Origin of the sequence: Micromonospora sp. NPDC127501, assembly GCF_040302185.1 — a bacterium.
Classification (GTDB): Bacteria; Actinomycetota; Actinomycetes; order Mycobacteriales; family Micromonosporaceae; genus Micromonospora.
Window position 1 is genome coordinate 84,124 of record NZ_JBEORJ010000001.1, and the last position, 13,513, is coordinate 97,636.

The 13,513-nt window shown below is 72.9% G+C and carries 12 protein-coding genes; 2 read left to right on the top strand and 10 right to left on the bottom strand.

Annotation, left to right across the window (positions count from 1 at the left end; translation table 11 throughout):
• Positions 1-163: 163 nt before the first annotated feature.
• A complete protein-coding gene (locus ABTW72_RS00330; protein WP_350852160.1) occupies positions 164-1,078 on the top strand; it encodes a DUF1996 domain-containing protein in 915 nt (304 codons plus the stop codon).
• 69 nt (positions 1,079-1,147) lie between these two features.
• Positions 1,148-1,741 (top strand): DUF305 domain-containing protein, encoded by a 594-nt coding sequence (locus tag ABTW72_RS00335; protein ID WP_350852162.1) that lies wholly within the window; start codon positions 1,148-1,150, stop codon positions 1,739-1,741.
• A gap of 92 nt (positions 1,742-1,833) precedes the next feature.
• On the opposite strand, the gene ABTW72_RS00340 is transcribed toward ABTW72_RS00335, so the two are convergent.
• The 10 genes from ABTW72_RS00340 to ABTW72_RS00385 are packed head-to-tail and all read right to left on the bottom strand — an operon-like array spanning position 1,834 to position 13,461.
• Positions 1,834-2,655 (bottom strand): HpcH/HpaI aldolase/citrate lyase family protein, encoded by an 822-nt coding sequence (locus ABTW72_RS00340; RefSeq protein WP_350852164.1) that lies wholly within the window; start codon positions 2,653-2,655, stop codon positions 1,834-1,836.
• Positions 2,655-3,842, bottom strand: coding sequence for a CaiB/BaiF CoA transferase family protein (locus ABTW72_RS00345; protein ID WP_350852166.1), 1,188 nt, complete (start codon positions 3,840-3,842; stop codon positions 2,655-2,657). Before ABTW72_RS00345 ends, ABTW72_RS00340 begins: the two co-directional genes overlap by 1 nt.
• The gene (locus tag ABTW72_RS00350) at positions 3,839-5,788 is read right to left on the bottom strand and encodes an SUMF1/EgtB/PvdO family nonheme iron enzyme (protein WP_350852168.1); all 1,950 of its coding nucleotides are present in this window, start codon (positions 5,786-5,788) and stop codon (positions 3,839-3,841) included. The genes ABTW72_RS00345 and ABTW72_RS00350 overlap by 4 nt, the downstream gene beginning before the upstream one ends.
• Complete coding sequence (locus ABTW72_RS00355; RefSeq protein ID WP_350852170.1) at positions 5,785-6,723, bottom strand: ribokinase; 939 nt, start codon at positions 6,721-6,723, stop codon at positions 5,785-5,787. Before ABTW72_RS00355 ends, ABTW72_RS00350 begins: the two co-directional genes overlap by 4 nt.
• The gene (locus ABTW72_RS00360) at positions 6,720-8,081 is read right to left on the bottom strand and encodes an ADP-ribosylglycohydrolase family protein (protein ID WP_350852172.1); all 1,362 of its coding nucleotides are present in this window, start codon (positions 8,079-8,081) and stop codon (positions 6,720-6,722) included. The genes ABTW72_RS00355 and ABTW72_RS00360 overlap by 4 nt, the downstream gene beginning before the upstream one ends.
• A complete protein-coding gene (locus ABTW72_RS00365; RefSeq protein ID WP_350852174.1) occupies positions 8,078-9,247 on the bottom strand; it encodes an ADP-ribosylglycohydrolase family protein in 1,170 nt (389 codons plus the stop codon). Before ABTW72_RS00365 ends, ABTW72_RS00360 begins: the two co-directional genes overlap by 4 nt.
• A 4-nt stretch (positions 9,248-9,251) precedes the next feature.
• Positions 9,252-10,544, bottom strand: a complete 1,293-nt coding sequence (locus ABTW72_RS00370; protein WP_350852176.1) for an ABC transporter substrate-binding protein — start codon at positions 10,542-10,544, stop codon at positions 9,252-9,254.
• Positions 10,545-10,584: 40 nt separating this feature from the next.
• Entirely contained in the window at positions 10,585-11,424 is an 840-nt protein-coding gene (locus tag ABTW72_RS00375) for a carbohydrate ABC transporter permease (protein ID WP_196923637.1), read from the bottom strand.
• 1 nt (position 11,425) lies between these two features.
• On the bottom strand, positions 11,426-12,361 hold the full coding sequence (locus tag ABTW72_RS00380) for a carbohydrate ABC transporter permease (protein ID WP_350852177.1): 936 nt from the start codon (positions 12,359-12,361) through the stop codon (positions 11,426-11,428).
• Entirely contained in the window at positions 12,358-13,461 is a 1,104-nt protein-coding gene (locus ABTW72_RS00385; RefSeq protein ID WP_350852179.1) for a LacI family DNA-binding transcriptional regulator, read from the bottom strand. The genes ABTW72_RS00380 and ABTW72_RS00385 overlap by 4 nt, the downstream gene beginning before the upstream one ends.
• Between the last annotated feature and the right edge of the window lie 52 nt (positions 13,462-13,513).

The window sequence follows — 13,513 nt, forward strand, 5'->3', positions numbered from 1 at the left end:
GCACGTATTGACAATTGTCGACTTCAGCGTGAGGCTGGGGGCAGTGAGAGCGCTCTCTCGCACCGGCCCAACCGGCCACCACCCAGTCTGGCCAGGCACAACTCCGATGCCTTCGGCGGCGGCGCCGGAGCTGTCCCTGACCCGTCCCCCGACAGGAGTCACGATGGACAGGGCCGCACCCCTCTCCGGCATCCCCCGCCGACTGCGCCTCGCCACGGCGATCGGCGCACTGCTGGTGCTACTCGGCACGTACCTGGTGTCCACCACCAACCGGGCCGACGCCGCCCCCGGCCGAGCCGGCGCTGACTTCGGCGCCAACGCCATCCGGGTCGCCGAGTTCCCCGCCGACTGCACCTACAGCCACCGGCTGCCGGACGACCCGATCGTCTTCCCCGGGCTGCCCGGGGCGTCGCACATGCACAGCTTCTTCGGCAGCACGGTGACGAACGCCAGGACCACGCTCCCGGACCTGGTCAACTCACCCACCACCTGCAACCCGCGGGTGGACGTCTCGTCGTACTGGGTGCCGACCCTGTATCGGGACAACGTCGCGGTGGAGCCGGCGATCGCAACGTTCTACTACCTGGGCGAGGGCGTACGCGCCGACGTCGTCGCGAACACCCAGCCGTTCCCGCAGGGGCTGCGGCTCGTCGCCGGCAACGCGAAGGCCACCGGGCCGAACGACAGCATCGCCCGCTGGTCCTGCCTGCACGCCGGGCACGTGCCGCCGTCGAAGGACTTCGTCAACTGCCCGTCGGGCACGATGCTGGAGTCGTACCTGGACTTCCCGCAGTGCTGGAACGGCCGTGACCTCGACTCGCCGGACCACAAGAGCCACCTGGCGTACCCGGTGAACCAGGCCTGCCCGAGCACCCACCCGGTGCACGTGCCGAAGTTGCGCCAGGTGCTTCGGTACCCGGTCACCGGCGACCCGTCGCGGTTCCGGCTGGCCTCCGGGCCGGGTTACACGATGCACGGCGACTTCTTCAACGCCTGGCCGGTGGCGGAGCTGGCCCGTCGCGTCCAGGACTGCATCCGTCCCGTCATCAAGTGCGGTCACGACGGCCGACCGATCTGAGCGACAGCTCCACACCACGACGGCGGGTCCGGTCACCCGGGCCCGCCGCCCTGGTCGAAGGGGGATCGGATGCGCCAGCCCACGGCGTTCACAGTGCTCGTCGCGGTGCTGCTCGTCGCCGGCTGCGGCGCCGGACCACGGGGCGCGGCCAGCACCACCGCACCACCCGTGACCGCGCCACCGGCGACGGTCGCGCCGACACCCACGGGTACGGCGTTCAACCCCACCGACATCGCCTGGCTGCAACTGACGGTGGCGATGACCGAACGCCTGCTGCCCGTACTCGATCTGGTGCCGGCGCGGACCACCGACCCGGCCTGGCGGCGGACGGCCACCCAGGTGGCGACCACCCGGCGCGCCGATCTGGACCGCGCCCGCCGGCTACTGGCCGACGCCGCCGCCCCGACGACCAATCCGCACGAGGGGCACGACATGCCGGGCATGGCCACCGCGCAGGAGATGAGCGCGCTGCGGACCGCCAGCGGGCAGCCGTTCCACCGACTGCTCGCCGGGCACCTGCGGGCGCATCTCGCACAGTCGGTCCGGATCGCCACAGCGGAGCAGCAGAACGGGGCCCAGCCGGCAACCGTCGCGCTGGCGGCGGCCGTGGTCCGGTCCGGCACCGCCGACCTCGAACGACTCGATCATCTCGACCCCGCGTAGCCGCAGGCGCTCACACCCAAACCCGCAGGGACTCAGCCGCGAGCGGTCACGAACGCGGCCATCTCGACCGGACGGGACAGGACCGGCGAGGCTCAGGCGGCGTAACGGGCGGCGAGGTCCACGACGCGCCGGGCGGCGGCCACCATCGCCCGGTCGGCGAACCGGCCGTCGGGCAGGACCACGGTCCCCGAATCCCGCTGGTGCGCGTCCGCGACGGCGGCCAGCAGCTCCGCGGCGCGGGCCACCTCCCGGTCGGCCGGCCGGAACGCGTCGACGATCACCGGAAGTTGGCGTGGGTGGATCGCCGCACGGCCGAGGAAGCCGAGCCGTCGGCCCGCCGCGCAGGAGGCGGCCAGACCGGCGAGGTCGACCACGTCGGCGTACACCGACATGGCCGGCGGGGCCAGACCGGCCGCGCGGGCCGCGACCACCACCCGGCCGCGCGCCCAGAGCAGCCCGTCGTCGTCGCTCACCCCCAGATCCGAGCGTAGGTCGGCCTCACCCAGACCGATCGAGGCCACCGCCGGGTGGGCAGCCGCGATCGGGTACGCGGCCTCCAGCCCGACCGCCGACTCGATCAGCGGGTGCACTGGCACGTCGACCCGCTCGGCGAGGGCCGCCAGCGTCGCGGCCGACTCGACCTTCGGCAGCCGCAGCCCTGCCAACCCGGGCCGGCCGGCCACCGCCGCCAGGTCGGCACCGAGGTCCGGGCCGGTCAGTTCGTTGACCCGGACCTGCACGGGCACCGAATGCGCCTCGGCGAGGAACTCGGCGACCGCGTCGCGGGCGTACGCCTTGCGCCCGGCGACCACGGCGTCCTCCAGGTCGAGGATGACCGCGTCGGCACCCGAGGCGACCGCCTTGGCGAACCGGTCCGGGCGGTCGCCGGGCACGTAGAGCCAGCTCAACAGCATCAGAGCACTCCCCGCTCGCGCAGCGCGGCCAACTCCTCGGCGCTCAGGCCGAGCGCGCCGAAGACCGCGTCGGTGTCCTGGCCGTGCCGCCGGCCGGCGTGCCGGATCTCGCCGGGCGTCTCGGCGAGGCGGAACGGCACGTTCTGCATCCGCACCTCGCCCAACTCCTCGTCCGGCACGGTGCGCACGGTGCCCAGCGCGGCGTACTGCGGGTCGGCGAGGATGTCGCGTACGTCGTAGACGGGCGCGACCGCGGCCTGCGCCTCCTCGAACGCGGCCACCACCTCGTCGCGGTCCCGTTTCGCCACCCAGGCGCTCACCGCCGCGTCCAACTCGTCGGCGTGGGCGGCCCGGCCGCTGCCGGTGGCGAACCACGGCTCGTCGATCAGCTCGGGGCGGCCGACCAGCCGCAGCACCCGCTCGGCGATGCTCTGCGCGCTGGTGGAGACCGCCACCCAGCGCCCGTCGGCACAGCGGTAGGTGTTGCGCGGGGCGTTGTTGTTGGACCGGTTGCCCAGCCGGGGCTGGACGTAGCCGAGCTGGTCGTACCAGGTGATCTGCGGCCCGAGCATCGCCATGATCGGCTCGATGATGGCGAGGTCGACCACCTGCCCGGCGCCGCTGACGTCGCGGGCCCGCAGGGCGAGCATCACCGCGTACGCGGCGGCGAGCGCGCTCACCGAGTCGGCCAGCCCGAACGGGGGCAGCGTGGGCGGCCCGTCCGGTTCCCCGGTGGCCGCCGCGAAACCGCTCATCGCCTCGGCGAGGGTGCCGAAACCGGGCCGGCGGGCGTACGGGCCGACCTGCCCGAACCCGCTGATCCGGGTGATCACCAGCCGAGGGTTGACGGCGTGCAGCTCGGCCGGGCCGAGCCCCCACCGTTCCAGGGTTCCGGGGCGGAAGTTCTCCACCAGCACGTCGGTGTCGGCGAGCAGCCGGCGCAGCAGCGCCGCGCCGTCCGGGTCGGAGAGGTTGAGGGTGACGGTGCGCTTGTTGCGGCCGAGCACCTTCCACCAGAGCCCGACACCGTCGCGGGCCGGGCCGTGCCCCCGCGACGGGTCCGGCTTGGCCGGATGCTCCACCTTGATCACGTCGGCGCCGAAGTCACCGAGGAACGCCGCCGCGAGCGGCCCGGCGAAGAGGGTGGCCAGGTCGACGACAGTGACGCCGTCCAGTGGCGCGGTCACCGGGTCACCTCCGGCAGATCGGCCGCGCAGCGGAAGCCGACCTGCTCGGAGCGGGCGAGACCGGCGCCGGTCAGCAGCAGCTTCACCGACACGTCCGCCGGTTGCGGGCCACCGTCGAGGTACCAGTCGGAGCCCTCCGCCCGGTACTGGGCACCGCCCTTGAGGATGGCGAAGCGGGTACGACCGTCGGAGTGCTCGCTCTCGGTCAGGTTCCACACCAGCGGTTCGCGCCGTACGAGCAGCCCCGCCTCGGCGGCGACCTGCCACTCGTCCTCGGTGGGCAGGCGTAGCCCGGCCCACGCCGCGTACGCCCGCGCGTCGGCCAACTCGACCCCGGTCACCGGGGCGTCGGCCGGACCGGAGCCGGCGGTGAACCGCTCCGGGCGCACCGGAACGTAGCCGGTGGCGCGCAGGAACTCGGCGTACTCGCCGTGGGTGACCTCGTGCACGGCGATGGCGAACCGGCCGAGCCGCACATTGCGCCGCAATGTGCCGGGCTGGTGCAGCCGGGGCGGCAGGGGCTTCCACTCGTCGACGTAGGGCGCCTCGCCGTACAGCCCGGTCTCCCGTACCCGGTGCCGGACGAGCAGGTCGTGCCGGCCGCCCTCGACGGCGACCAGGCCCGGCGGCACCTGCGGTCGGGGTGCCCACGGCGTGCGGACGCGCACGGCGGCGCGGGCCGGGAAGGACGGGTCGCCGGTCGGCGGCTCGTGCCGGTGCGCGGCGGCGGGTCCGCGCGCCACGGCCGCGATCGCGCCGGCCGGAAGCGGGCCGCCCACGGCCAGTCGACCGTCGGCGGTCTCGGTGACCGTCAACTCGGCACCGGTGACCAGGTCGACGAAGTGTCGGCCGGCGTTCGGGTCGGTGACCAGCCACGGGCCGTCGTGGTCCGCGCCCCGATTCACCACCGTCCACAGCGGCTCGTCGTCGTGCGTCCAGCGGGACGCGTACACCTGGCCGTCGCCGGGATGGTCGGCGAGCGGCACCCAGTCCTCGGCGCGCAACCACGCCGCGTGGCTGGCCTGCACCCGGCGCATCGCCCGCAGCACCGCGCGGTCCCGGTCGTTCCAGCCGACCCAGACGCCGAAGACGCTCTCCCAGACCAGCACGCCGACGCCGTTGAGCCAGGCGGAGTGCAGCTCGTCGAGGTGGTCGCGGTGCCAGCGCCGGGTGTGGTGCAGCACGTGCCGTCGCTCGAACCACTTGGCCCGCAGCACGCCGGGCACCTCGGAGTCGGCGAACCACTGCGCCCAGGACATCGCGTGGTCGGCGATGCGCGCAAGCGGCACCCGGCTCTCGCCCTCCAGGACCATGCCGGGGCGCACCGCGTCCAGCGCGGCGCGCAGCTCCCCGGCGCCCTCCTTGAGGGTGTCCAGGAAGACCCCGTCGACGCCGAGCTTGCCGGCCAGCGTGGCGACCTCCTCGGCGTCGCTGCCCGGCTCGCGCCGGGTGCCGGTGTCCCACGGGTTGTAGTCGACGAAGACCCGCACCCCGCGCTGCTGGAACGCGCGCACCACCTCGGGCAGCTCGGGCACGTCGCGGTACCAGTCGAACTGGTTGCGGTCGTCGAGGCCGATCACCGGGTACGCGTGCCAGAGCACCACCCCGTCGAAGCCGCCGAAGTCCCGCCCGGCCGCGTCGAGGAACTCGTCGACGGTGAAGACGCCGCGCTCGTGGTCGTAGAGCGTCTCGTCCCAGAGCCAGGCCAGGCAGACGCTGAAGCAGTCACCGGCGATCTGGTCGTAGTGCTCGCCGACGTAGCCGATCCGGTCCCGTGCGTCGACCCGCCACCGGGCGATCTGCTCCCGCCAGGCCGGCCAGTCGGCCGGGTCGGCCGGGGCGGCGAAGATCTTCGCCTCATCCAGGGTGCTCAGATCGGCGTGCCCGCCCAACGGCACCTCGGTCGGCCGGTCGATCGGGCGTGGGACGTACGGGTTGAAGCTCACGGTGCACCTCGGTAGGTCGCGTCGTAGAGGGCGTCGATGGCCGGCCGGTCGGGCAGGGCGGTGGACGCACCGGGCCGCTGGGCGCAGGCCGCGCCGGCGGCGCAGGCCCAGCGCAGGCTGGCCGTGACGGTGTCCTCACTGCTGGCGCCGCCGCGTTCGGCCCAGCCCACGGCGAGCGCGCCGGTGAACGCGTCACCGGCGGCGGTGGTGTCCACAGCGTCGATCTGCGGCGCCGGGACCGCGAGACGCAGGCCGTGTCGATCGGCGTACGCGGCCCCGCGCGCGCCGAGGGTGAGCACCACCCGGGGCACCAGCTTCAGCAGGGCGTCGAGCAGCACCGGTGGGTCGTCGGAGGCGACCTCGGCGACGACCGCCGCCTCGTGCTCGTTGACCACCAGCACGTCGACGAGGTCGAGCAGTGCGGTGGGCAGCGCGGCGGCGGGCGCGGCGTTCAGCACCACCGTGGTGCCGTCGGCCCGGGCCCAGTGCGCCGCCTGGAGCACGGCGGTCAGCGGCACCTCCAGTTGCAGCAGCAGCACGTCCGCCGCCGCGATCGTCACCCGGTCGTCCGCGTCCAGATCGGTCAGCGTGCCGTTGGCGCCGGGCGCGACCAGGATGAAGTTCTCCGCGTCCCGGTCGACGGCGATCAACGCGACACCGGAAGGGCCGGCGGCGGTTCGCAGGCCCCGGACGTCCACGCCGGCGTCGACGAGACTCGCCCGCATCCGGGTACCGAACTCGTCGTCGCCGACCGCGCCCACGAAGTCGCAGGCCGCACCGGCCCGGGCGGCGGCGACGGCCTGGTTGGCGCCCTTGCCGCCGGGTACGGTCCGGAAGTTTCCGCCGAGCACCGTCTCACCGGGGCGGGGCAGCCGCGACGCCGTGACCACCAGGTCCAGGTTGCTGCTGCCCACCACCGCCACCCGCGCGCTCATGCCACGCTCCCTTCCGTCGCCGGCTGCGCCAGGGCGAGGGTCCGCTCGGCCAGCTCGTCGAAGCCGATCCCGTCGAAGCCGGCGATGCTGCTGGCCAGGCGGTTGCGCAGCGGGGCCACCCAGCGCTGCGGCAGCCCGGACGCGCCGGTGAGCGCTCCGGTCACCGCGCCGACCGTCGCGCCGGTCGAGTCGGTGTCCCAGCCGCCGCTGACCACCGCGGTGATCGACCGTTCCAGGTCCCCCCGCCCGTACGCCAGGGCGGCGGCCACCAGCGCGGCGTTGTTGCGGACGTGCACCCAGTGCAGGTGGCCGTGTCGTGCGTACAGCTCGTCGACCACGCGTTCCCAGTCGTCGGTGCCCGCGCCGAGGGCGCGCGCCTCCCGGACGGTGGCGGCGAAGCGGCTACCCGGCGGCAGCACCGCCTCGGCGGCGTCCAGCACCTCGTCCACGGTGTCGGCCACCGGCGCGGCGGCGGCCAGCGCCGCCGCCCAGAGCGCGCCGTGCACCCCACCCCGGACGTGGCTGACCGTCGCGTCCCGCATCGCCAGTTCGGCGGCGCGGTCCGGCCGGCCGGGGTTGACCCAGCCGTACACGTCGGTGCGGATCTGCGCGCCGATCCACTCCCGGAACGGGTTGTGCCGGCGGGCGCTCTGCGGCGGCGGGTACCCGAGCAGCAGGTTGCGGTAGGCCACCCGCTCGGCGGTGAAGACCCGCCCGCCGGGCAGCCAGTCCAGCCACGCCTGCGCCACGTCGGCGCTGGTGAAGCCCCGACCGTGCGTCTCCAGCACGCGCAGCGCCAGCAACGCGTAGTTCAGGTCGTCGTCCTCGGGCATCCCGTCGATGTTCTCGGCGAGGCTGGTCGGCGCGCTGCGCCGGTTCCACGGCCAGCGCGCGGCCACGTCGGCCGGGAGTCCCTTCGCGGTGAACCAGTCGCGCAGTGGCCACCGGTCGGTAGCGGTGAGGATCTCCCGGATGCCCTCGCGGGGAATCTTCTCCACCGGCTTGCCGAGCAGGCAGCCGACCGCCCGGCCGAGCCACCCGCCGTGCAGCCGGTCGTACGACACCTCGGTCGGCAGCGACCAGCTGGTCGGCCATCCGGCGCGCAGCGTGGCCAGGTCGTCGGCCTCGTCGGCGGTGTCGACGGCGGGCAACGCGTCGGCGGCGTCCAGCAGCTCCGTGGCGAGGGCTCGCAGCTGCGGTGACGCCGGAGTGGCCGACGCCCCGCTGACCGGTGGGGTCAGGTCCCCGCCGGCCGCCGTCCACCGTTGGGCGATCGCGGCGACGTCACGCCCCTCGTCTCGGCTGGCCGCCAGCTCGTGCGGCAGCAGGTCCTCCGGCTGTACCCAGGTGATCCTCACCGGGTCTCGCCCCCAACCCCCCGGGTGGCACCGGCGGCCAGCCCGGCGAACCGCTCCGCCCGGCGGGCGAACCGGGCCTGGTCGCGTTCGAAGACCTCGCCGGCCACCGCGGCGAGGACCCGGGCCGGCTCCACCAGGTCGGTCTTCGAGGCGGCGGCGACCACGTCGGACCACTCCGCCGGTACCGCGTCGGCGCCACCGAGCGCCCCGGCGATGGCGGCGGCCATGGTGGCTGTGGAATCGGCGTCCCGGCCGTAGTTGACCGAGCCGAGCACCGCGGCCCGGAAGTCGCCGCCGGCCACCACGAGCATGCCGAGAGCCACCGGCAGCTCCTCGATGGCGTGCAGCCGACTGGGCCGCCGCGCGCCGAGGCCGGGGCTGCGGTACTCCTCCCCCACCGTGTCGTAGGGGGCGACTGCTGCCCGCAGCGCCGGGATGGCCTGCTTCCAGTCGTGGTGGCCGCGGGCCTCCTTGACCACCGCGTCGATCGCCGCGCGGGTGCCGTCGCGGGCCAGGTCCAGCGCCGCCGCGACGACGTCCTCGACGCCCGCGCCGGGGGTCGCGGCCGCCGCGACCGAGGCCGCGAACACGGCGGCGGCCTCCCGCCCGTAGCTGTGCTGGTGCGCGCCGGCGATCTCCACCGCCTCGGCGTACGCCCCGGCCGGGTCGCCGGCGTTGACGATGCCGACCGGGGCCATGTACATGGCCGCGCCACAGTTGACGATGTTGCCGACCCCGGCCTCGCGCGGGTCCGCGTGGGCGTGATGCAGTCGGGTGACCAGCCACCGTTCGGCGGCCGCGAGCCGATGGAAGGTCACCCCGTCGCGCTCCAGGTCGGGGATGTACACCACCCGCTCGATCAGGTCGGGAACCAGCAGCTCCACCACGTCGTACGCGTCGAGGTGGTCGCGTTTGGCCGCGTATGCGCGGACCAGGGCATGGGTCATCAACGTGTCGTCGGTGATGTGCCCGTCGCCCTTGTGGTACGGCGCAAGGGGTCGCGCGGTGGCCCAGTCGGCGTGGTACGGGGGCACGATGCCCTCGACCCAGCCGCCGAAGCGGGTGCGGATCTGCTCGGGCAGCGCCGTCTCGGTGGCGCCACCGAGGGCGTCTCCGACCGCGGCGCCGACCAGGCAACCGACCGATGTGTCGAGCAAGAGTGACATGTCGTTACCTCAGAACCTGCTTGCCACCGTCGACCAGCTGCGTGGCGAGCTGATCGAGGGTGATCTTGTTGGCGAAGTACTGCTGGAGGGCCGGGGTGGCGTACTTGGTCTTCCACTCCGGGTAGCCGTCGGCCTGCTGGAACGGGGCGACGGTCAGGTCCGCGGCGCTGTCCGCGGCGACGTCCCAGCCCTGCTTGCCGGCGGTGAGCTTGACCAGTTCCTCGTTGGCCTGCTTGCCGGTCGGCACCAACCAGTCGCCCTTGGCCAGGGCAGCCATGTTGGTCGGGTTGAGGAAGTACTCCAGGAACTGCGCGGCCTGCTTCTTGTGCTTGCTGTCCTCGGAGATCGACAACGTCTGCGGGTTGGCGGCCTGCTTGGTGGAGAGCCCCTTGATCGGGGGCAGGGTGACCCACTCGAAGCCGGCCGGCGCCTGCTCGACCATCTGCTGGCGCAGCGACACCGAGCCGGGCAGCATCGCGTACTTGCCGCCGAAGAAGCCGGGCAGGGTGTCCGCGCCACTCATACCGAGCGCCTCCGGGGAGGCGGACTTGGCGGTGTAGATCATGTCGTGGATCCGCTTCGGGATCTCCTTCTCGGCGTCGCCGACCTTGACCTCGGTGCGGCCACCGTCGCCGTAGAAGAACTTGCCGTCGTAGTTGAGCGCCAGGTTCAGCACCCGGTTGGTCGGCGACTTCAGCGCCCAGGCCGCGCCGTACTGGCCGGGCTTGGTGAGCTTCTGCGCGTTGGCCTGGAACTCGTCCCAGGTCCAGCCGCCGTCGGCCGGAGGCACCGCGACACCGGCGGCGTCGAGCAGCTTCTTGTTGGCGATGACGACCTGCGACTCCAGCAGGAACGGCACACCGGTGACCTTGCCGTCGACGGTGGCGGTGTCCCAGATGCCCTTGTCGATCTGACCCAACAGGTCGCCGGAGACCAGGTCGGAGAGGTCGGCCAGGTAGCCCTGCTTGCTGAACTCGCCGATCGCGGACGCCTCGTAGTGCACGATGTCCGGCGCGTCGCCGCCCTCGAACGAGGTGAGCAGCTGGTCGTGCACCGAGTTCCAGTCACCCTGGACGTACTCGACCTGGATGTCCGGGTGCTCGGCGTTCCACTTGGCGACCAGATCCTTGTTGACCTGCAACGACTCCTTCTGCCAGGCGAGGCTGAGGAAGCGCAGCTTGGCCGGGCCGGAGGTGGCCTCGTCGTCGCCGCCGGCACCGCACGCGGTGAGCGCGCCGAGGCCGATGACCGTGACCGCGGCGGCCGCCGCGAGTCGACGGAATCGGGTACGGAGCATGGGGGGTTACCTCCTTGGTGGTGGTGGTTGGGGGGACGGTTCAGCCCTTGACCGCGCCCGCGAGCGACCCGGACGAGAGCCGGCGCTGCATGAACGCGAAGAAGATCAGGCTGGGCAGCGTGGCCAGCAGTGAGCCGGCGGCCAGGGGGCCGAGCCGGGCGGTGCCCTCGATGCCGACGAACCGGGCCAGCGCCACCGGCAGGGTGGCCAGCTCCGGGGTCTTGATCAGCACCAGGGCGAAGAAGAACTCGTTCCAGGCCGAGATGAAGGAGAACAGCGCGGTCGCGACCAGGCCCGGGGCGAGCAGCGGGAAGACCACCCGCCGCAGGACCTGTACCCGGGTAGCGCCGTCGACCGAGGCGGCCTCCTCCAGCTCTCTCGGGATGTTGCGGACGAAGCCCTGCAACATCCACAGCGCGAACGGCAGCGCCCAGACCACGTAGATCAGCACCAGCCCGGCGTGCGTGTTGGCCAGCCCGACCTGCCGCAGCACCAGGAAGATCGGGATGATCAGCAGCACGAACGGGAAGAGCTGGGACAGCAGCACCCAGCCCAGCGCGGCGGTGCCGAGCTTGGAGCGGAACCGGGCGAGGGCGTACGACGCAGGCATGGCGACCAGCACTGTCAGCACCGCCGAGGCGAGGGAGACCTGGAGGCTGTTGAGCGCCGCCCGACCCAGCTCCTGTTCGGTGAACGCCTGCACGAAGTTCTGCACTGTCGGGTTGTCCGGGATCAACGTCGGGTGCAGGCGTACCAGTTCGCGCGGCGGTTTGAACGCCGTGGAGAGCAGCCAGACCAGCGGGAACCCGAGGAAGATCAGGTAACCGGCGAGCGCCAGGTACTGCAGCGTCCGGCTCGTGCGGCTCGGTTTTCCGAACATGTCAGTTCGCCTCCCTGAGCCGGCGACGGAGATAGACCGCGAGCAGCGCGATGATGATCACGACCATGACGTTGCCGAGCGCCGCCGCGTAGCCGTAGTTGCCGTAGCGGAACGCCTCCTCGTACGCGAAGAGCATCGGCAGCATCGTCTTGCCGCCCGGTCCGCCAGCGGTGAGCACGTAGACCAGGCCGAACGAGTTGAAGTTCCAGATGAAGTCCAGCGAGGTGATCGCCACGATCACCGGCGCCAGCGCGGGCAACGTGACGTGCCGGAACCGGTGCCAGGTGCTCGCCCCGTCCACCGCCGCCGCCTCGTGCAGCTCGCGACCCACGCCCTGCAGACCGGCGAGCAGGACGACGGTGGTCTGCGGCATGCCCGCCCAGACCCCGACGATGATCACCGCGGGGAGGGCGGTGCTGAAGTCGCCCAGCCAGTTCGTCCGCAGTCCGTCGGCGCCGATGCGGTGGAAGAACTCGTTGATCAGGCCGGCGTCGGGGTGGTAGACGAGCTTCCACAGGATGCCGACCACGACCGGCGGCATCGCCCACGGCACGACGGCCAGCACCCGCGCCACCCCTCGGAACCGCAGTTGCTGGTTGAGCAGCAGCGCCAGCCCGAGGGCGAGCAGGAACTGCAACACCGTCACCCCGACCGCCCAGAGCAGGCCGATCTTGAACGAGTTCCAGAACAGCTCGTCGCCGAGGAGTTCGCGGTAGTTGGCCAGGCCGGTGAAGCTGACCTCGACGTTGCGACCGGCGCGGGCGTCGGTGAAGCCGAGGTAGATGCCCCGCAGCAGCGGGAACACCGACAGCACCAGGATCGGCAGCAGCGACGGCAGCAACAGAAGGTAGATGGTGGTGCGGTCGGAGCGGAACCGGCTCGACCGGCGGGCCGGCTCGGCCCGCTCGACGTCCGGCCGCTCGGCCAGGGTGGTCATGCGGTCACCCCTTCGCTGGACGGGTGGGTGGTCGGCGGGCCGGCCGTCCCCGTGGCGGGGCGAGGGACCGGCAGGGTCGCGGCGCTGGACGCGCGAACGACGAGACTTGGCGGCACCTGCTCGCGCCGCGGCGGCAGGGCGGCGTCGGCAATGCGTTGCAGGAGCAGTTCGGCGGCTCGGCGACCACGCTCGGCCGAGCCGAGCGAGACGCTGGAGAGCTGGGGAAACATCATCCGGGCCAGTTCGGTGTCGTCCATGCCGACCAGGGCGACGTCCTGCGGCACCCGACGACCGGCGGCCAGCAGGGCGTGCAGTGCGCCGACCGCGATGAGGTCGTTGGCGCAGACCAGGGCATCCGGCTCGGCGCGGGCGAGCAGTCGCTCGGTGGCGGCGCGGCCGGCCGCGTACTGGAAGTCGCCGACCTCGATCAGCTCGGCGTCGAGCCCAATGCCGTGTCGGGCCAGGGCGGCCCGGAATCCGGCGTCACGAGCGGCGCCCGGGACGGTGTCGAGCGGGCCGTTGACGAAGCCGATCCGCCGTCGACCGGTGGCGACGAGATGGTCCACGGCAAGCGCCACACCGTGCCGCGAGTCGGTACGCACGTTGTCGATCGGGGCGTCCGCGCCGAGCTGGCCGACGACCACCACCGGCACCGGACTGTCCACCAGCGCGGCGAGGTGGTCGTCGGTGACCCGGATCGGCGAGACGATCATGCCGTCCACGTAGCGGTTGGCCAGTCGTCGCAGCAGAGCGGTCTCGTTGTCGATCCGCCCGCCGGTGGCGTGCACCAGCAGTTGCCGCCCGGAGGACGCGACCACGGCCTCGATGGCCCGCATCATCTCCACGTAGACCGGGTTGCCGATGTCCTCCACCGCGAGCGCGATCAGACCGGTGCGCTGGGACTGCAACGATCGGGCGATCGCGTTGGGCACGTAGCCCACCTCGGCCGCCGCCTCGCGAACCTTGCGGATCGTCTCGGGGCTGCCACCGACGCCGTTGAGCACCCGCGAGGCGGACGCGATGGAGACGCCGGCGCGGGCGGCGACGGTGTGCACCGTGGGCCGGCCGTCCGCCGGTTCCTGTAAACGTTTACGACCCACGTCCGGCACCTCCACCCGATAGCTGTAAACGTTTCCGGGGAGTTTGCTCCGC